The sequence below is a fragment of the Lentilitoribacter sp. EG35 genome, assembly GCF_040784015.1.
In the GTDB taxonomy this organism is placed as follows: Bacteria; Pseudomonadota; Alphaproteobacteria; order Rhizobiales; family Rhizobiaceae; genus Lentilitoribacter.
In genome coordinates, this window is record NZ_JBFNGQ010000009.1 from 137,762 (window position 1) to 156,727 (window position 18,966).

Genomic DNA, 18,966 nt, shown 5'->3' on the forward strand with positions numbered 1-18,966 from the left:
ACGTATACTACGCATCATATGACGTTCTTGTGAAATGAAATCAGATAATTTTCCAAAGAAAATCAAATTGGGCTTTTGTCGAAGTTTTTAATATCCGCGTAATATGCCCAAAGAATTCGAGCTGCAACGCTACGCCATGGCGCCCATCGTTTTGAATATTCCCGCAGGTCTTTTTGATCAGGTTGCACACCGTCAAAAAAAGCATGCCCCGATGCCGTGCGTAGAGCAATATCCCCTGCGGGAAATATATCCGGGTGACCGCAGCATGATAAAAGATAAACTTCGGCAGTCCACGGCCCGATACCCTTCAAAGATATCAACTCTTTCAATGCTTTATCAGGGTTGTGTTGTTCTAGCAAAGTGAGAAATTCCGGGCTATCAATCAGCTTATTAGCCACGCCTAAAAGTGTGGTCGCTTTGGCGCCCGATAAGCCAAGGTTCCTTAGTTTCTGTTCGGTCGATTGGGCAATGTTTTGCGGTGTTAGAAAGCCAAAATATGCCTTCTGTTTCTCCCAAATGGCATCCGCTGCTGCACGCGATATCAGCTGTGATGTGATGATGTTTGCGAGGCTTTCAAAACCTGTTTCTGCTCGGCGTAATGGAATGTGATTAAGTTTCTCAATAATGGGAACGAGCAGAGGGTCCCGTTTTTTGAGGTCTGAAACCGCCAATAAGATATCGGCTTGCGAATCGATTCGTTTATTCATCTTAAGGATATATCGTAAAATCTTCGGATGACGAAAATGGTTTCTCATGCAATAGATGTGATATGATTACGGATATTGGAAAATGCGTCCGCTTTGCGCCAAGCCCAAATGGTTATTTACACCTTGGCCACGCTTACTCGGCGCTTCTCAATTGGCAATTTTCGCAAGACTATGATGCTGAGTTTCTTCTGCGGATGGAAGATATAGATATCACGCGATCGAAACCTGAATTTGTGGATGCAATTTTTGAAGATTTAAGATGGCTTGGGCTAGATTGGCCTGAACCAGTATTATTTCAATCCTCTCGTTTTGAAGCATATCAAGCAACTCTGCAAAATTTGATAGAACGTGATTTGGTATATCCGGCCTTCCTCTCAAGGAAGGACATTAACAGTCTCATCGCGATCTATGAAAATGATGGTATTCATTGGCCGATAGACCCCGATGGCAGTCCTCATTATCCGGGTAAATGCAAAGAGCTATCACGCCAGGAACGTAAATTACGAATTTTAAATGGTGATGCGCATAATTGGCGGCTGGATATGAGAGCTGTCCTCGATCAGCTTGGACAAGATGTGACTTGGGTGGAGTTTAATGCTGAGCTGAAACCAACTAAGATAGAAGCTAGCCCTGACGCTTGGGGTGATGTTGTTATAGCACGACGTGATATTCCGACGAGTTATCATTTGTCTGTTGTTCTAGATGACGCTGAGCAGGGTGTGGATTTTGTTATTCGTGGGAAAGATCTGTATCATTCGACGTCAATCCACCGTGTTCTGCAAATTCTGCTAAACTTGCCAGCGCCCAATTATCGACATCATGATCTTATTATGGCTGACGAACATTTTAAATTATCAAAAAGTGATGGTTCGCAATCACTCAAAGATTTGCGTGAAAAAAAGAACCTCACGCGAACTCAACTTCTGAAACTCATTCATCTTTAGTTGTGTCGGTTAACTTCTCAACGATGAAGACATGACCATCTTTATCAGCAGAAGAAGAGATGAGTTTTTGGTTAAACTCATTGCAAAAATGGGGGATATCGAGCTGCGCCATTGGATCGGTTGTCATAACCTCGATCTGTTCTCCAATCTTAGCATGATCACGCAAATAGCGTCTCAGCCGCAAAACGGGTAAAGGGCATTTTAAACCTTTAAGATCAAGTGTTTTCATGAGGCGGCTATACGCTAATCATCTGAGTTGGATTTTCGTTTCCAAAACTTCCAGCGAGGTGTTTTTTCCTCAATCGTTGCGTTAGCGGCAGTAGGAACGGGCACATCCGCTGTATTAATTTCCTGCGGTGCTATGGATGTATTTGCTTCAGAATTGGTGGTCGGGTCGGGCTGAGTTACTTGGTTTGTTTTGTAAAGATTGGCAGCCAAACCAGTGTTTCTTGGTGCGTCGCTGTTTTGCTTCCGTGAGAAAATTGATGCAACCGGTGAGAAAGCTTGTGTGAGTTGTTCATTGCGTTTTTCTGCAATTTCGGCCCGTTCTGCAGCGCGGGCTTGAGCTGCGATTTTTGCAACTTCAGCCTGTTGTTCCTTTGCAGCGGTTTTATCCAACTTGGCAACTGCTTCTGCGAAGTCTTTCTCATATTTCTTCTGAAAATTTGCATGCGCAAATTGCAGCGACTGTGGTTGAGACATTTGTGGGCAAGCGGCGCTTGCGCGGAAACGCCCATTATCTTCTGCAATTTGATTGAAGACATATTGACGTCCACAGACTTCTACCTTCGGTGGTTGTTTCGTAATCTCAAAGTGATCATACCCTTCTTTGAGCATGTTCCAAAATTTAAAACTTTTATGATCGCGATGCCGTGCCATATTCTCAGCGGTCAGGCGAAAAGGATAGGCTTGAACTTGAAAGTATTTTTGCCCGCCTTTAAATGCATCTCTTGCAAAACCAAAGATTTCTAAAACTTGCTCATCGGTCATAGAATAGCAGCCAGCTGATGAGCATGCGCCATGTACCATTAAATTGGATCCTGTACGCCCATGGGATCGGTCATAACGGTTTGGAAAACCCATATTGAAGGATAAATAATAGCTTGAGTTCGGGTTCATTTGGTGAGGATGGATCCGATAGAAACCTTCAGGCGCTTGGCGATCGCCTTCTTTGAATTTGGGGCCCAAGGTTCCAGACCATTTGCAGATGGCGTAATTTGTTACGATTTCATATCGACCATTTGGCTTTTGTTTCCAGACTTCGAGCGTGCCTTCTTCTTTGAAAATGCGCATCATAATAGGTGAGCGGGTGCTCATACCTTGCGCTTTCATTTGGCTTACAAGTTTTTTCGGAAGCGGGTGTTCTGCCTTGTTGGCGACGGATGTAAGTGTGTCGTTACATCCAGCTAAAGCTAAACAGCCTGCCAAAACGACCCATTTCGTATCTAAAAAAGCCATATACCGCTCGTCTAATATCAAACCAAATCAAATTCAAAACTACGTCAGAAGTTCTACCACCCTTATGGTTGTCGAAAACTTACCATGGGCGTTAAAAAAAAGCAGATAAACAGATTGTGATCGAAATAATCCCATCGAATATTATGTTCATATGGGATTTAAATATCAAATTAGCCTAAATTACGGCCTATTGCCAAGAATTTCTCTCGGCGCTCTTTGCGAATATCATCGCCGGATTTATCTGCAAACTCAGCGAGTGATGATGCGATGACATCACGCACACCAGAAATTACTGTTTCTGGCTCACGGTGCGCACCGCCAACAGGTTCGGCAATAATGCCATCAATGACGCCTAGGCCTTGTAAATCTTGTGCAGTAATCTTCATGCCTGTTGCCGCATCTTTGGCTCGCGCGGAATCACGCCAAAGAATGGATGCTGCGCCTTCTGGTGATATTACACTGTAGATCGAATGTTCGAGCATAAAGACTTTATTGCCAACTGCGATTGCGATTGCTCCGCCAGAGCCGCCTTCGCCAATAATGATTGAAATGATTGGAACGCGTACGTTCAGACACATTTCAGTTGAGCGTGCAATAGCTTCGGCTTGACCGCGTTCTTCTGCGCCAACACCAGGATATGCGCCGGCTGTATCAACCAGCGTAATGATGGGCATATTAAAACGATCAGCCATTTCCATCACGCGAATGGCTTTCCGATAACCTTCAGGACGTGCACTACCAAAATTGTGTTTAATGCGCGTTTCTGTGTCACCACCTTTTTCTTGCCCTAAAACAGCAACAGCTTGACCATTAAATCGCGCAAGACCTGCCTGAATAGCTTCATCATTTGCAAATTTACGGTCGCCAGCTAGCGGTGTAAACTCTGTAAACAGTTTTGCCGCATAGTCCACAAAATGCGGGCGCGCTGGATGACGGGCAACCTGCGTTTTCTGCCACGGATTTAACCGACCATAAATTTCTGCAGTTGCTTCGCTTGCCTTAACTTCAAGGCGTTCTACCTCTTCAGATGTATTGATGCCTTCATCGTCACCTGAAAGTGTTTTTAACTCACGAATTTTACCCTCAAGGTCGGAAATAGGTTTTTCGAAATCTAGATAATGCTGCATAATACTCAAGGTGCCCAGGTTTATACTTTTTGGGTTTAAATTATTTTGAACCGCAATAAAGCATTCTCTTCTCAAAAGATAGGTGGTTTGGGCGCGGTTTCAATGTGCAGTAGCTCTAATCGGATTTTTTATCTAGTTTTGCAAGAGGGTGATGCTCATTGACCAGTTTTTTCAATCGTTCATCGAGCACATGGGTGTAGATTTGTGTGGTTGAAATGTCAGAATGTCCCAATAACTCCTGTACAGCACGCAAATCAGCACCATTGGCTAACAAATGGCTTGCAAAAGCATGCCTTAAAACATGTGGTGAAATTTTTTCGATATTAAGACCTGCAGATTGGGCTGTATCTTTGAGTTGCCGGGCAAATACTTGACGCGCTAGATGACCCGTTTTGGATGATGCAGGGAAAAGAAATGAGCTGTCGTCGGGCTTTTTTGTTGCCTGGTGATGTTTTTTATGAAGATCGATATATGTTTCAAGCGCACGTCTTGCAGCTCCAGAAATTGGTACAAGACGTTCTTTATTGCCTTTGCCGGTAATGAGAAGAAACGGCTCGTTACGCTTGAGTACGTTTTTTGGCAGAGCAACTAATTCGCTGACCCGCATACCTGTTGCATATAAAAGTTCTAAAAGTGCTTGAAAACGAACATGTTGTAGTTTTGTAGATAGGCTTTGCTCCGGGGCGTTGGCTTTATCATCTGCCGTTTTTAGTAGCAGATCAACATCACTTTCAGACAGTGTTTTGGGCAAGGTAACTTGTGATTTAGGTGCATCAATAATGCCGGTAGGGTCGTTATCCCTTAGGCCTTCGTCATGTAGAAAACGAAAAAATTGCTTTAATGATGATAGATGCCTGCTTTGCGATGTGGCGGCAAATCCTTGATCTGCCATATGGCTCAAATAGGCACGAATATGATCTGAGGATGCTTCAGTTAATTTGATGTTTTTCGTTTGCAGGAAACCTCTCGCGTCATCGAGATCACGGGTGTAAGATTCAACCGTATTGTTAGCTGCACCACGTTCAGCAATCATCATCTCCAGGAAAGCTTCAACATGGGCTGCGCTGAGATCTTGTTTCATTGGTCGCGATAAAGTTGTTCTGAGGGCACTCGGATCGTTATCTCTCGATCTTTCGGCTCGACATAATTGACCAGTGCAAACATGATCCCATAGCCAATTCCGACAATGATGCCGATAACAAACAGCAATCTGAATAATGATGGCATTTAGCTCTTTGAATCCTTCGAAAAAACAACTTCTTTTTATGAAGATTTTCGTAAACTCGCAACTAATATCTTAAGTTGGCAAGTTTGAGCGGTTTTATAAACTCGGGCTTTCCCCTTGACCTAGGCGGGCTGTTGCCCGATAGGGATAGGGAAATCTGGAGTTTGATAATTGTCCGCACAGGATGAAAATGATTTGGCAGAAATTGGGCGGTTGGCGCGCGAAGCGTTGGGCGACACTAATCTCGTGCTTATTGGTCTTATGGGCGCAGGAAAGTCAGTGATTGGTCGAATGCTTGCTCAACTTATGGAGCTGCCGTTTGTAGACACAGATGATGAGATTGTCGCTGCTGCACAAATGCCGATTACGGAAATATTTGAAGCTTATGGCGAACCCGAATTTCGCGCTTTGGAAACACGCGTTGTTAAGCGAGTTTTGCAAACTGGTCCGCAAATTGTTTCTACCGGCGGCGGGGCTTTTATGAATGAAGAAACACGGCAAAATGTGCTTTCGAGTTCCGTAACCTTATGGCTCAAGGCAGATTTTGATGTGTTGTGGCAAAGGGTTTCAAAGCGATCGACGAGACCACTACTTCAACAACCCAATCCGCAGAAAATCCTTCGTGACTTGATGGATGCCCGTTATCCGATTTATGCGCAGGCTGATTTGGTTGTCCAATCACGTAATGCGCCAAAAACTACAGTGGTGAATGATGCGGCAAAAGTGATCTCCGGAGCGGCCGAAATAGCACAAAGCAAATTATCTGAGATGGAAAACTAATGTCCCAGACACCTCATGATTTAACACAAGAATGCGTTAAAGTATCATTGGGAAATAGATCCTATGATATTCTTATCGGTAGAGACCTGATGAAAAAGGCAGGGCAGGAAATTACATCGCGTTTGCCAAATGCCCGCGCCACAATTATTACCGATGAGAATGTGGCTGAACATTATTTGAAGCCATTATCGGCCAGTTTGAAAGAGCACGGTATTGATGTTGAGCCACTTATCTTAAGTGCTGGTGAGAAAACCAAGAATTATGAAAACATGGCACGTGTTTGTGACCATATTTTGGAGTGTAAGTTGGAGCGCGGTGATGCCGTAATTGCTCTGGGTGGTGGTGTCATAGGTGATTTGACCGGATTTGCAGCAGGCATCGTACGACGGGGCATGAAGCTTATACAAGTGCCAACGAGCTTGTTGGCGCAGGTGGATTCATCTGTTGGTGGTAAGACAGGGATTAATACCGGAGCAGGCAAAAACCTTGTCGGTGTATTCCATCAGCCGCAATTGGTGCTGGTGGATACGAATACGCTGGATACTTTGAGCGACCGCGAAATGCGGGCAGGTTATGCAGAAGTTGCAAAATATGGCTTGATTGATCGGCCGGATTTTTTCGAGTGGTTAGAGAAAAGCTGGCAAGGTATCTTCTCAGGTGGTCCTGAACGTATTCAGGCAATTGCTACAAGTTGTCAGGCTAAAGCTGATGTTGTCGCTGCCGATGAGGAGGAGCATGGGTGCCGCGCACTTCTTAATCTTGGCCACACATTTGGTCATGCGCTTGAAGCTGCGACCAAATATGACAGCACTAGGTTAGTTCATGGCGAAGGTGTTTCGATTGGAATGGTGCTTGCATATAAGTTTTCTGCACGAATGAATCTTGCCAGTCCCGATGATGCGGTGCGTGTTGAACAGCATTTGAAGCAGGTTGGTTTACCAATTTCGCTAAATGACATTGACGGAGAGCTTCCGCCAACCGATATATTAATGGAACATATTGCGCAGGATAAGAAAGTCTCACGCGGAGATTTAACCTTTATTTTGACAAAGGGCATTGGACAGTCCTTTATAGCAAACAATGTGCCTGCCGATGAAGTGCGGCGCTTTATTGAAGAAACACGGAATAATAGATGATCGAAGCTTTTTTGCTATTTGTTGCCGCTCATTGGGTGACACTTGTTGCGATTTTATTTCTGATTGGGTTTTCTGCTTTTTTTTCTGGCTCTGAAACAGCGCTAACTGCGGTTTCGCGTGCGCGAATGCATTCGTTGGAAAATAACGGAGAAACACGAGCGGGGATGGTGAGTAACCTGATTGAACGCCGCGATAGGCTTATTGGCACGCTTCTTATCGGCAATAATTTGGTCAACATTTTGGCTTCATCGTTGGCGACAAGTCTACTTTTGTCAATTTTCGGCGAATCGGGTGTTGTTTGGGCCACGCTTGTAATGACGGTTATGCTTGTTGTGTTTGCGGAGGTGCTGCCAAAAAGCTGGGCGATCTCAGCGCCAGATAAATTTGCCCTCACGGTCGCTCCCATTATTCGTCCTTTTGTGTTGATTATTGGGCCTCTTTCAAGCCTTGTGAACTGGGTTGTTCGAGGGATCTTGAGTATCTTTGGGGTAAGCTTGGCGTCTGGCGATTTTATGCTGTCTCCGCAAGAAGAAATACGTGGCGCGGTGGATTTGCTTCATAAAGAAGGTTCGGTGATCAAAGCGGATCGTGATCGCCTCGGTGGCGTTCTTGATTTGGGTGAATTGGAAGTTTCAGATGTTATGGTTCACCGCACATCCATGACAATACTCAATGCCGATGATGCGCCGGCCGATAACGTGAAGCTTATTCTCGAAAGTCCTTACACGCGGATGCCAATTTGGCGCGATGAAGCGGATAATATTATAGGCGTCATCCATGCAAAGGACGTGTTGCGGGCGTTGGCCACTTCTGGTCAGAAGGCTAGTGACATCGATTTAATGAAAATTGCGCAGAAACCTTGGTTTGTGCCAGATGCAACAAATCTTAAAGACCAGCTCAATGCCTTCCTCCGACGTAAAGCTCATCTTGCCATCGTGGTTGACGAATATGGTGAAGTTGAAGGCATGGTTACACTTGAAGATATCCTGGAAGAAATCGTCGGTGATATTGCCGATGAACACGATCTTGATGTTCAGGGTGTAAAACAACAAGCTGACGGCTCGGTTATTGTGGATGGGTCTGTGCCGGTTCGTGATCTAAATCGAGCATTTGATTGGTCGCTACCGGATGAAGATGCGACAACGATTGCAGGTCTTGTTATTCATGAATCACAGATTATTCCTGAGGAAAAACAAGCGTTTACCTTCCATAATATGCGGTTTATTGTGCTTAAAAGATCAAAGAACCGGATCACCAAGTTGAGTTTGCGTCCTATCGAGTAGTCCGGCGACCTACCAGTTTTTTGCTTCACTGGGGGCGGCTAAATCCAGCGCAAGTGCATGTAAACCACCATCAAATGCGCTTTGCATTGCCTCGTTCACTGCACGATGGCGGGCAACCCGAGATAGTCCAACGAAGCTTGCAGATACCATTTGAATTCGGAAATGAGATTCACCCTTGCCATCAAATCCCGGTTGATGTCCGGCATGTAAATGACTTTCATTAATAACGTTTAATTCTACTGGATCGAAAATTGACTTCAAATTAGCAGTAATTGTGTCTTGCAACGTCATCATGTTCTCCTTATTACTCTTCTAGTGTCATTGCCCTGAAAAATGCCATTCGTCTAGATATATTTTAATGGCCTTGGGTAATAGACAATTTCGTGACCCGATCATGTGGAATTTTGATTACCTTGTTTCGCATGGTCCTATTTCAAAAAGTGCTGATGAATTAAATATGAAACTTAATTCCAAATATTTCGATTCGATTAGAACCAAGCCGAAGGGCACAAAAAAAGGTTCAGTCAAGAAGGATGCTGAGCAATCTGAGTGTCAATGGGACGGGTGCGAGAAAAAAGGCGAGCATAAAGCGCCGGTAGGTCGCAATGCCGAAGGTAAGTATTTCAAGTTTTGTGCCGATCATGTTCGTCAGTACAACAAAGGTTACAATTATTTTGAAGGCTTGTCTGATGGTGAGGTTGCTCGGTATCAGAAAGAAGCTTTGACAGGCCATCGCCCGACATGGGGCATGGGTGTCAATAAGAAGGTCAAGCATACACCGTTGAAAGATCCTGGTCCATCGGGCAGTGCAGGCTCGCGTGCGCGTATGAATGATACATTTGGTTTCTTTGAGCAGTCCGAGCGTCAAGCGCCAGAACCGAGAATGAGAAAACTTAAGGCGCTTGAGACCAAAGCTTTTGATACGTTAGGGCTCCCGGCTGCCGCGTCGTCGGATGATATTAAGGCTCGCTATAAAGAACTGGTAAAAAAGCATCATCCTGATGCAAATGGTGGCGATCGTGGTTCTGAAGAACGTTTTAGAGAAGTTATCCAAGCCTATCAAATGCTAAAATCGGCTGGTTTTTGCTAAACAATTTTAAAAAATTATTCCTAAAAATGAGATTAGAATATGAGCGCTATACAAACAAATACGCCTGACATCGAAATATCAGTCAGAGATACGTTTGGAATCGATCTTGATATGAAGGTTCCTGCATATTCAGAAGCTTCTGGACAAGTGCCTGAGATAGATCCTGATTATATTTTTGATGAGGATACGACGCTTGCGATTTTAGCAGGCTTTGCACACAATCGCCGTGTGATGGTGAGCGGTTATCATGGTACGGGTAAATCAACGCATATTGAACAAGTTGCTGCGCGCCTTAACTGGCCATGTGTGCGGATCAATCTTGATAGTCATGTTAGCCGGATTGACTTGATAGGTAAGGATGCGATTATTGTTAAAGATGGTCAGCAAGTAACCGAATTTAAAGATGGTATCCTGCCTTGGGCCTATCAAAATAATGTTGCGCTTGTGTTTGATGAGTATGATGCTGGCCGTCCAGATGTGATGTTTGTGATCCAACGGATTTTGGAAACATCAGGCCGTTTAACGCTGCTTGATCAGAGCCGCGTTATTCATCCGCATCCTGCGTTTAGACTGTTTGCTACAGCCAACACTGTTGGTTTGGGTGATACAACTGGTCTTTATCATGGTACTCAACAGATTAACCAAGCACAGATGGACCGTTGGTCAATTGTAACGACATTGAATTATCTGCCACATGACAATGAAGTTGATATCATCATGGCGAAGGTTAAGTCCTTTAAAGGTGTTGAGGGGCGTGACACTGTCTCTCGTATGGTCCGTCTTGCAGATATGACACGCCAATCATTTATCGCTGGTGATTTGTCGACTGTTATGAGCCCAAGAACTGTGATCACATGGGCTGAAAATGCTGAGATTTTTGGTGACCTTGCCGTTGCTTTCCGTCTTACATTTGTTAATAAATGTGATGAGCTTGAGCGTTCTTTGGTTGCTGAGCATTATCAGCGTGCATTTAACGAAGAGCTTAAGGAAAGCTCTGCCCATGTCATTATGAGCGCGGCGGGTTAGTAGAGGCACCTCATGGCAGCTGGTCGCGGTGATAACCGGAAAAATAATCCCCCAGGTCAGATAGACGCTGAGCCAATCAAGCGTTCTATTGCTGGCTGCGTTCGTGCGCTTTCTGGAGATAAAGAGCTTGAGGTGATTTTTACAAAAGACCCTCCGGGCACTGCTGTAGGCACGATCCGGTTGCCTGAATTGCCAAAGCGTCCCAGTCTTAAGGATTTATCGATCGTTCGGGGGCTTGGGGATTCTCTTGCGCTTAAGCAAGCCTGTCATAATGAAAAAGTGCATATGAAAATGACGCCTGAAGGCGCTGATGCACGGGCAATTTTTGATGCTGTTGAGCGGGCGCGGGTTGATGCCATCGGCGCAACAAAATATTCTGGTGTTGCGAAAAACCTTACTGCAATGCTTGAAGACAGGTATGAGAAGCAAAATTACACCACTATCCAAAATCGTGAAAGTGCGCCGCTTGAAGAAGCTTTGGCACTTATTGTCCGCGAACGATTAACTGGTGCTAAACCACCTGCAAGTGCTGGTCCCGTTGCTGACCTTTGGCGTGATTGGGTTGAAGAAAAAGCTGGTGGGCAGCTTGATCAACTTATTGAGAATATGGATGAACAATCTGATTTTGCGCATGTTGTGCGTGATATGCTCGTCTCTATGGATGTTGCCGAAGAATATGAAGGTGACGATGCGCCGCCGGAAGATAATGAGAGTTCATCCGAAGAAGAGCAGCCTCGCTCCGAAGAAGAAACATCAGAAGAGATGGAAGAAGATGCAGGTTCTGAATCGGCACCCGCAGAAGATAATGAATCTGCTGATGATCAGATGGATGAAGGCGAACAGGATGGCGCTGAACTTTCCGATGATGACTTCACTGACGATGGTGATGAGGAAGCAGAAACACCGGGCGAAACCAAACAACCTGATATACCATTTGCAGCACTCAATGAAAAACTGGATTATCGCATTTTCACGCCTGAGTTCGATGAAGTTATCAAAGCAGAAGAACTTTGCGATGAAGAAGAACTTGATCGGTTACGCGGTTTTCTTGACAAACAGCTGGCAAATTTATCCGGTGCTGTGAGCCGATTGGCAAACCGCTTGCAACGTCGCTTAATGGCGCAGCAGAATCGTGCCTGGGATTTTGATCTTGAGGAAGGCCATTTGGATACGGCGCGCTTACCTCGCATTGTTATCGATCCGACACAATCTTTGTCATTTAAACGCGAGCGCGATACGAAATTTCGCGATACGGTGGTTACGCTTCTTATCGATAATTCAGGTTCTATGCGCGGGCGCCCCATCACAGTTGCTGCTACATGTGCTGATATTCTTGCGAGAACACTTGAGCGCAGCGGTGTGAAAGTTGAAATTCTAGGCTTTACAACAAAAGCCTGGAAGGGCGGTCAAGCACGTGAAAAATGGCTCGGCGATGGCAAACAGCCAGACCCTGGTCGTTTGAATGATCTCCGCCATATCATTTATAAATCCGGTGATGTGCCATTGCGTCGTGCGCGGCGAAACCTTGGTTTAATGATGCGTGAAGGCTTACTTAAAGAAAATATCGATGGTGAAGCTCTTATATGGGCTCATAACCGTCTTCTCGCACGTAGTGAGCAGCGTCGTATCATGATGGTGATATCTGATGGTGCTCCGGTGGATGATTCAACGCTTTCCGTGAATAGTGGAAACTATCTAGAGCGTCATTTGCGCGGTGTTATTGAAGAGATTGAAACAAAGTCTCCAGTTGAACTTCTAGCGATCGGTATTGGCCACGATGTGACCCGTTACTATCGTCGCGCTGTAACGATTGTTGACGCGGAAGAATTAGCTGGTGCTATGACTGACCAATTGGCTGAACTGTTTGCGGAAGAACCTAATTTGGGTCGTCGTTCTGGCCGTGTTATGAGAGCAAGCTAGATGCGGATGAGGCGACTAGCGGCACCCATTCTTTTGTTTTTCTTTTGTCTTATTCCCTGCGCCAATGCCGATATTGTGAAGGTCGACGTGAATACGCGTTTGATCGAAAACTTCAAAGTCGGTTCAGATGAGGATGTCTTTGGTCATTTGCAATTTCTTGGTGGTCTTGAGTTGTCTTCTGATAATGATTTGCTTGGTGCCATGTCAGCTATTCGATTAACCGCTGATCGCTCAACCTTCATCGGCGTAGCGGATACTGGCCATTGGTATGGTGGTAACATTAAACGCGATGATAATGGTCGATTGTCAGGTATAGCTTCGTTTGAAATAGCACCCATGCTTAATGAAGAAGGGAAATATTCAACCGCGAAGTGGAACCTTGATGCCGAAGGCTTAGTTATAAAGGATGAGTATATTTATGTTAGTTTTGAACGCAACTCGCGGATTGAAGGCTACAAGCTAGCAAACCCAATGCAATCGGCTGCTGTTAAGTCTTTGCCTGTGCAAATACCGAAACGAGAATTCAGAAGAAATGGCGGACTAGAGGCCATTGCGAAATCACAAGTTGATAGCCCGCTAGAAGGTGCTATCGTTGCGTTTTCTGAGCGGAGTGTGAATACTGAAGGTGATCTATTTGCTGCCATTATTGATGGTACTGAGCCGGGTGTGTTCTTTGTGAAACGAAACCCACCCTATAATATCACAGATGCTGATTTCTTACCTAATGGTGACCTACTTCTGCTTGAACGTCGATTTAGCATCGCTCGCGGTATAGGTATGCGTATTCGCCGAATTGATGTATCGACAATCAAAAAAGACGCGACAGTTGACGGGGATATACTAATCGATGTTGGTTCTGGTTATCAGATTGACAATATGGAGGGAATGTCTATAACGACGAATGATCAAGGTGAGGTTTTTATCACCCTGATTTCAGACGATAATCATTCGTTCCTGCAGCGAAACCTAATGCTTGAGTTTAAGCTTCTACAGCAATAATAAATTACGCGGCAGCGGTTGTTTTGCCACCAGTTAAATAAGGTAGTGCTGCACCATAAGGGATTAGCATTACTAAGCCCACAATCAGTTTCACACCAAGGTCACCCATTGCCCACGAAATCCAACGTGGAGCCTCCATAGCAAAAAGACCTAAGAGTGGTGCATTTTCTAGAACAAATGTATCTTCAAATCCTAAGAAACCAAATCCAGCTGAAAATGCGATAGCAAAGAATAGAACCGTGTCGATAATCGAGCCGATGATGGAAGATATAAGCGGTGCGTGCCACCAAGTTGATTTACGAAGGCTATTGAAAATTGAAACATCAAGTAGTTGAGCAATTAAAAAAGCAGAACCTGATGCAATAGCGATACGCGGTGTCGCAAGCCAGATTGAAAGGCCAACAGCAATTAGAAAACCAACGGCAACTACTATACGAGCAGATTTGGTACCAAATTTCCGATTGGTCATATCTGTGATCAAAAAGGCTATTGGGTAGGTAAATGCGCCCCATGTCAGAAGATCAGCTAGGTTATAATCACTGATAGTGTAATTGACTGGAAATTGGACGAGATAATTTGAGGCAACAACAATGAATGCCATCAAAAAAATAAACGGAGAAATAGATTTTACATTTAGCATTTTTTTATCCTGGGTGATGCCACCAGTTAAAATAAAGGCAGGCCTTAAAGGAGCCTGCCCAGCGAAACTGAATTTGAAGCTAGACTAAGCTGCAGCTTCAGCTAGTTTTTTTGAAAGTTGCTTTTTGATCAAACGTGCACGTGTTGATAAATCACGGTCGTTTGCTTTCGCCAAAAATGCATCCAAACCACCACGATGCTCAACAGAGCGAAGCGCGTTAGCAGAAATACGCATACGAAAGCGCTGATTTAGAGCTTCTGACATCAAAGTCACGTTGCAAAGATTTGGCAAAAACTTGCGCTTTGATTTATTGTTGGCGTGGCTAACATTGTTACCAGATTGAACGCCTTTTGCAGTTAGTTCGCATGTACGAGACATTATAACACCTATTTATACTAGGCCATTCCCACGTAGAAAATCGCGCGATCTGCGCGCCTAACCAGTAGAGACCTTTTGGAAAGTTGCGGTTTCATAGTCATAATCTGAGAAAACGTCAAGTAATTTGATGGCGTCAGACTGACGAAATGTTACAATGTGACTAATAATAGACATAATCTTACAATATCACAATTTTGTTGGGACTTTCCAATCGGTTTTCCGGCCAGCCAGTTTTCCGATTTGGATTTTAAGAAATGAAGAAAATGAAATTAAAGAACCTTTTCGTTTTTACGGCGCTTTCATGCGTATTCACGACTGCTGCGTTACCAAGTGTTGCTGCAGCTAAAACCGCAAACTCGTCTTATAAGCTTGTTATTCATGGAATTACGCTGGCAAAGCTGAATTTCAAAACCGAAATTAGTGGTGAGACATTCAAAACATCTGGCAGCATTAAATCGTCATCATTAGCCGATATTGTAGCAAAAATTCGAGGTGAAACGACCGTTACTGGTAAAGTTACGCCACATATGTTCCGTGCTGATCAATATAAAATAAACTATACATCAGGTGATGAGAAGCGCGCTTTCGATGTGCTTTACAATGAAAATGGTAAGGTCACACAAAGTAAAATTTCACCTGAACCCAAAAGCCGCCCTTCTGACTGGGTAAAGCTTAAGGATGCTGATCTTCTGTCTGTGGTGGATCCAATTACGAGCCTAACTTTGCCTTATAAAGGGCCTAAATCACCAGTTTGCGGTCGTACAGTTTCGATATTTGACGGCGAAACTCTTGTTGATCTTAAATTGAAGTTCATTGGCCATGCTCGTTATAAAACAAAGGGTTTTAGGGGGCGTGTGGTTAAATGTCAGGTCACATTTACGCCTAAAGGTGGCTATCGGGCCAATCATGATTCGGTCAAATATCTGCAACAGGCAAAAGGTATGGAAGTTTGGTTTGGGGTTAATAAGCACATGAATGCTCATGTTCCAATGTTTGCAAAAATTCCAACAAAAATCGGTGATGTTCGTGTGTCTGCTACCGAAATCGGTTCTTAAAGGAAACTAAATCTGAGATGGCGCCCAATTTGGTTCTGCCATCTCAAATTTTTCAAACTCAAATCCTGGCGCTACTGTGCAGCTAACCAACGCCCATTTGCCAAGTGGCTTGGCGCTTTGCCATTCGTTCGCCTCAACAATTGCTTGTGGGCGCTCGCCATTTATTAGATCAAGCCCCAATTGAAACACTTTTGTAGTTCGCCCATCTTTGGAGATTGAGAGTTCCATTGGTGCACCACCGTGCCACAGCCAGATTTCTGCGGCATCGGTCACTCTGTGCCAGTGTGAGCGCTGTCCCTCTTCGAGTAGATAATAGATTGCTGTTGAATGGCCTCTGGTCCCTCCATCACTATCTCTAAAGGTCTGAACGTACCATCCTCCCTCAGGATGGGGTTCCATAGCTAAAATATCGATAATGTCACGTGGTTTAAGATTGTTATTTAAGTTCATGAGGTGGTCCAACCTACTTGCGAAATTGAAGTTTCAATCCTAAATCTAAGGAATGAATACAGATATTGTCGATTTGCGAGAATTTTACAACTCACGACTTGGACGCCGCGCGAGAAATAAAATCGCGATGGCGTTGTCGGCGGTATGGTCGGCAAGTGGCAATGAGCGACTTTTAGGGCTAGGTTATACCTTGCCATATCTTGATCGATTTCGTTCAGATGCGGAGCATACAATTGCATTTATGCCGGCAAAGCAGGGTGCCATAGCTTGGCCACGGCATGAACCGTGTGCAGTATCATTGGTTTTTGACGAAGAATTACCATTGGCGGACAGTTCCATTGACCGCATATTAATGGTGCATTCGCTCGAATTTACTGAAGATCCAGCGGAAACGTTGAAAGAGATCTGGCGCGTTTTATCCCCCAATGGAAGTGTAATTGTGGTTGTGCCGAATAGACGAGGTGTGTGGTGCCGGTTTGAGCATACGCCATTTGGTGCGGGGCAGCCCTATTCACGAGGACAACTCGCCCAACTTCTCAGAGCTGCTAATTTTACACCACGTGGAAGTTCAGAAGCATTGTTTTTTCCACCAACAGATCGCGCACCAGTGCTGCAAGCTTCCCCCATGTGGGAAAGGCTTGGGCGGAGGTTTTGGCCCCTGTTTTCTGGCGTGATCGTCATGGAAGCTCAAAAGAAGTTATATCAGGGACTTCCCGTTGCAGAGCGTTCTTCACGGCGTATTTTCGTGCCAGTACTTTCCCCACAACCGTCGTCTCTTGGTCGTAACAAAAGAGAAAATGACTAGTTTTAGGTTTCGTCTGTGAGCAGGAATACGGCCTGCTGTGCTAAAATATTCCATAGGTAATGCGGGACAGTTTTCGTCATGTCACGTCCTGTGTCCGTCACGGGTGTGACATGCTCAATATTCGCATTCACATCATGGCAAAGCTGGGTAAAGTCATAAAGCGTACAGAAGTGAATATTGGGCGTATCATACCACGAATAAGGAAGTTTTTTGGTAACGGGCATTCTGCCTTGTAGAAGCAATTGTATGCGCATGCGCCAATGACCGAAATTGGGTGCGGAGACGATGCAATATTTGCCGATACGTAATAACTCTTCCAAGACCTTTTTTGGACTATGAGTTGCTTGAATGGTTTGAGACAGGATTACAAAATCAAAGCTTTTGTCAGGGTAATGCACAAGATCACGATCTGCATCACCTTGAATGACAGATAAGCCGCGTGCGACGCAATTATTCACGCCCTTTTGCGATAATTCAATGCCGCGTCCGTCGACGGATTTTTGCTCTTTTAAGATGCTCAAAAGCGTTCCATCACCACAACCAATATCTAGCACTTTTGCATTTGGTGTCACATGTTTGGCAATGACTGTGAGATCAAAACGTCTTTTTTCAGCTTCGGTCATTTAAATCCCCCTTGCTTCTGCTGCGGAATTCAAAAACCCAGTGACAGTGCTGATCATAACAGGTTCATTGAGTAAAAATGCGTCGTGCCCCTTGTCTGATTCTATCTCGACAAATGATACAGATGCACCTGTAGCATTTAATGCATGAACAACATCGCGACTTTCTGATGTGGGGAAAAGCCAGTCGCTTGTAAATGACATGAGACAAAACCGAGTGCTGGTGCCGGAAAATGCATTTGCCAATTTCCCGTCATTGTCAGCAGCCAAATCAAAATAATCCATGGCACGTGTCATGTAGAGATAGGAATTTGCATCAAATCTGTCGACAAAACTTGAACCTTGATGGCGCAGGTAACTTTCAATCTGAAAATCTGCGCCAAAACCAAAGCTCACATTATCTCGGTTTTGCAATTGCCGACCAAATTTCCGTTGAAGCGTCGGTTCTGAGAGATAAGTTATGTGAGCAGTCATCCGCGCAACAGCCAATCCTTTTGAGGGAATATCATTTGTTGCAGCATAATTACCGCCATGCCAGTTCGGATCAGCCATGATGGCCTGTCTGCCAACTTCATGGAACGCAATGTTTTGCGAAGTGTGTTTTGCACCTGTTGCCATTGGAATAGCTGAGAATAATCGAGATGGGTAAGATGATGCCCACTGCAGAACCTGCATGCCGCCCATGGAGCCGCCAATGGCGCTGAACAAGGTATCAATACCCAGATAATCGATAAGCATGGCTTGTGCGCGAACCATATCGGCAATTGTTAAAACCGGGAAATTCAAACCATAGGGTAATCCTGTTTTTTCATCAATGGATGCGGGACCCGTTGTGCCAAGGCAGCCGCCGAGCACGTTTGAGCAGATAACAAAATATCTTTCGGTGTCTATTGGTTTTCCCGGGCCAATAAGTGTTTCCCACCAACCTGGTTTTTTTGTAACAGGTTGCTCACTTGCGCAATATTGGTCGCCCGTTAGGGCATGGCAAATCAGTATTGCATTTGATTTATCTACGTTCAATTCGCCATGCGTTTCGTAGGCAATTTGAAATGGCGATAGCGATACACCTGCATCAAGTTGAAGGGGTTTATCTTCGCCAAAATGCGCAACTTTGCTTGACGGAAATAAAGCTTCTGAGTTTGCTTTTGTTGCAGTTGTGCTTTTCGTTGCCATTTAATCAGGTTTTCAGTGCTAAATTGGAGTTAAATTGATAATTGCCAGGATTTTCATTTTATTTGAGACAATACAGGTAAGATTTGACGGCACTCACGTCAATCTTTTCTTATCAGAAAACTTTTGTCTGCTCGACAATATGCTCATAAG

The 18,966-nt window shown here is 44.6% G+C and carries 22 protein-coding genes; 10 read left to right on the forward strand and 12 right to left on the reverse strand.

Annotation, left to right across the window (positions count from 1 at the left end; all coding sequences use genetic code 11):
- Positions 1–62: 62 nt before the first annotated feature.
- Positions 63–707, reverse strand: a complete 645-nt coding sequence (locus AB2J24_RS15460) for a DNA-3-methyladenine glycosylase family protein (protein ID WP_367386109.1) — start codon at positions 705–707, stop codon at positions 63–65.
- A 62-nt stretch (positions 708–769) separates the two neighbouring features.
- Here AB2J24_RS15460 and gluQRS point away from each other — a divergent pair, with 62 nt between their 5' ends.
- Positions 770–1,651 (forward strand): tRNA glutamyl-Q(34) synthetase GluQRS, encoded by an 882-nt coding sequence (gluQRS, locus tag AB2J24_RS15465; protein ID WP_367386110.1) that lies wholly within the window; start codon positions 770–772, stop codon positions 1,649–1,651.
- On the opposite strand, the gene AB2J24_RS15470 is transcribed toward gluQRS, so the two are convergent.
- From AB2J24_RS15470 to AB2J24_RS15490, 5 genes are all read right to left on the reverse strand, one after another.
- Positions 1,638–1,880: a sulfurtransferase TusA family protein gene (locus tag AB2J24_RS15470; protein WP_367386111.1), complete on the reverse strand. Its 243-nt coding sequence runs from the start codon at positions 1,878–1,880 to the stop codon at positions 1,638–1,640. The genes gluQRS and AB2J24_RS15470 overlap by 14 nt on opposite strands.
- Before the next feature lie 14 nt (positions 1,881–1,894).
- On the reverse strand, positions 1,895–3,109 hold the full coding sequence (locus AB2J24_RS15475; protein WP_367386112.1) for a L,D-transpeptidase family protein: 1,215 nt from the start codon (positions 3,107–3,109) through the stop codon (positions 1,895–1,897).
- 170 nt (positions 3,110–3,279) lie between these two features.
- The gene (locus AB2J24_RS15480; protein WP_162654761.1) at positions 3,280–4,236 is read right to left on the reverse strand and encodes an acetyl-CoA carboxylase carboxyltransferase subunit alpha; all 957 of its coding nucleotides are present in this window, start codon (positions 4,234–4,236) and stop codon (positions 3,280–3,282) included.
- Positions 4,237–4,351: 115 nt separating this feature from the next.
- Positions 4,352–5,317 (reverse strand): site-specific tyrosine recombinase XerD, encoded by a 966-nt coding sequence (gene xerD / locus AB2J24_RS15485; protein WP_367386113.1) that lies wholly within the window; start codon positions 5,315–5,317, stop codon positions 4,352–4,354.
- Positions 5,314–5,463: a histidine kinase gene (locus AB2J24_RS15490; protein WP_162654763.1), complete on the reverse strand. Its 150-nt coding sequence runs from the start codon at positions 5,461–5,463 to the stop codon at positions 5,314–5,316. The genes xerD and AB2J24_RS15490 overlap by 4 nt, the downstream gene beginning before the upstream one ends.
- A 169-nt stretch (positions 5,464–5,632) precedes the next feature.
- On the opposite strand from AB2J24_RS15490, the gene AB2J24_RS15495 reads away from it, so the two are divergent.
- The 3 genes from AB2J24_RS15495 to AB2J24_RS15505 are packed head-to-tail and all read left to right on the forward strand — an operon-like array spanning position 5,633 to position 8,660.
- On the forward strand, positions 5,633–6,241 hold the full coding sequence (locus AB2J24_RS15495; protein ID WP_367386114.1) for a shikimate kinase: 609 nt from the start codon (positions 5,633–5,635) through the stop codon (positions 6,239–6,241).
- Positions 6,241–7,377, forward strand: coding sequence for a 3-dehydroquinate synthase (gene aroB / locus AB2J24_RS15500; protein ID WP_367386115.1), 1,137 nt, complete (start codon positions 6,241–6,243; stop codon positions 7,375–7,377). Before AB2J24_RS15495 ends, aroB begins: the two co-directional genes overlap by 1 nt.
- Positions 7,374–8,660 carry an HlyC/CorC family transporter gene (locus tag AB2J24_RS15505; RefSeq protein ID WP_162654766.1) on the forward strand — a complete coding sequence of 429 codons (1,287 nt, stop codon included), beginning with the start codon at positions 7,374–7,376 and terminating at the stop codon, positions 8,658–8,660. Before aroB ends, AB2J24_RS15505 begins: the two co-directional genes overlap by 4 nt.
- A 9-nt stretch (positions 8,661–8,669) precedes the next feature.
- On the opposite strand, the gene AB2J24_RS15510 is transcribed toward AB2J24_RS15505, so the two are convergent.
- The gene (locus AB2J24_RS15510) at positions 8,670–8,951 is read right to left on the reverse strand and encodes a BolA family protein (protein ID WP_162654767.1); all 282 of its coding nucleotides are present in this window, start codon (positions 8,949–8,951) and stop codon (positions 8,670–8,672) included.
- A 166-nt stretch (positions 8,952–9,117) separates the two neighbouring features.
- On the opposite strand from AB2J24_RS15510, the gene AB2J24_RS15515 reads away from it, so the two are divergent.
- Genes AB2J24_RS15515 through AB2J24_RS15530 form a run of 4 tightly spaced genes read left to right on the forward strand, consistent with a single transcriptional unit; the run spans position 9,118 to position 13,695 of the window.
- Positions 9,118–9,750, forward strand: coding sequence for a J domain-containing protein (locus AB2J24_RS15515; RefSeq protein ID WP_162654908.1), 633 nt, complete (start codon positions 9,118–9,120; stop codon positions 9,748–9,750).
- Between the two features lie 39 nt (positions 9,751–9,789).
- The gene (gene cobS / locus AB2J24_RS15520; RefSeq protein ID WP_367386116.1) at positions 9,790–10,776 is read left to right on the forward strand and encodes a cobaltochelatase subunit CobS; all 987 of its coding nucleotides are present in this window, start codon (positions 9,790–9,792) and stop codon (positions 10,774–10,776) included.
- A 12-nt stretch (positions 10,777–10,788) separates the two neighbouring features.
- On the forward strand, positions 10,789–12,696 hold the full coding sequence (gene cobT, locus AB2J24_RS15525; RefSeq protein WP_367386117.1) for a cobaltochelatase subunit CobT: 1,908 nt from the start codon (positions 10,789–10,791) through the stop codon (positions 12,694–12,696).
- Positions 12,697–13,695, forward strand: coding sequence for an esterase-like activity of phytase family protein (locus AB2J24_RS15530; protein ID WP_367386118.1), 999 nt, complete (start codon positions 12,697–12,699; stop codon positions 13,693–13,695). It begins immediately after the preceding gene.
- 4 nt (positions 13,696–13,699) lie between these two features.
- On the opposite strand, the gene AB2J24_RS15535 is transcribed toward AB2J24_RS15530, so the two are convergent.
- Positions 13,700–14,335: a queuosine precursor transporter gene (locus tag AB2J24_RS15535; protein WP_367386119.1), complete on the reverse strand. Its 636-nt coding sequence runs from the start codon at positions 14,333–14,335 to the stop codon at positions 13,700–13,702.
- An 84-nt stretch (positions 14,336–14,419) separates the two neighbouring features.
- A complete protein-coding gene (gene rpmB / locus AB2J24_RS15540) occupies positions 14,420–14,713 on the reverse strand; it encodes a 50S ribosomal protein L28 (RefSeq protein WP_162654772.1) in 294 nt (97 codons plus the stop codon).
- A 254-nt stretch (positions 14,714–14,967) separates the two neighbouring features.
- Between rpmB and AB2J24_RS15545 the strand changes: the two genes are divergently transcribed.
- On the forward strand, positions 14,968–15,768 hold the full coding sequence (locus AB2J24_RS15545) for a DUF3108 domain-containing protein (RefSeq protein ID WP_162654773.1): 801 nt from the start codon (positions 14,968–14,970) through the stop codon (positions 15,766–15,768).
- 6 nt (positions 15,769–15,774) lie between these two features.
- Here AB2J24_RS15545 and AB2J24_RS15550 read toward each other — a convergent pair whose 3' ends face one another.
- Positions 15,775–16,218 carry a cupin domain-containing protein gene (locus AB2J24_RS15550; protein WP_367386120.1) on the reverse strand — a complete coding sequence of 148 codons (444 nt, stop codon included), beginning with the start codon at positions 16,216–16,218 and terminating at the stop codon, positions 15,775–15,777.
- 52 nt (positions 16,219–16,270) lie between these two features.
- On the opposite strand from AB2J24_RS15550, the gene AB2J24_RS15555 reads away from it, so the two are divergent.
- The gene (locus tag AB2J24_RS15555) at positions 16,271–17,023 is read left to right on the forward strand and encodes a class I SAM-dependent methyltransferase (RefSeq protein WP_367386121.1); all 753 of its coding nucleotides are present in this window, start codon (positions 16,271–16,273) and stop codon (positions 17,021–17,023) included.
- A gap of 2 nt (positions 17,024–17,025) precedes the next feature.
- Here the strand turns inward: AB2J24_RS15555 and metW are convergent, their stop codons facing one another.
- Both metW and metX read right to left on the reverse strand, forming a co-directional pair.
- Complete coding sequence (metW, locus tag AB2J24_RS15560; RefSeq protein ID WP_367386122.1) at positions 17,026–17,646, reverse strand: methionine biosynthesis protein MetW; 621 nt, start codon at positions 17,644–17,646, stop codon at positions 17,026–17,028.
- Complete coding sequence (gene metX, locus AB2J24_RS15565; protein ID WP_367386123.1) at positions 17,647–18,816, reverse strand: homoserine O-acetyltransferase MetX; 1,170 nt, start codon at positions 18,814–18,816, stop codon at positions 17,647–17,649.
- Positions 18,817–18,966: the final 150 nt, after the last annotated feature.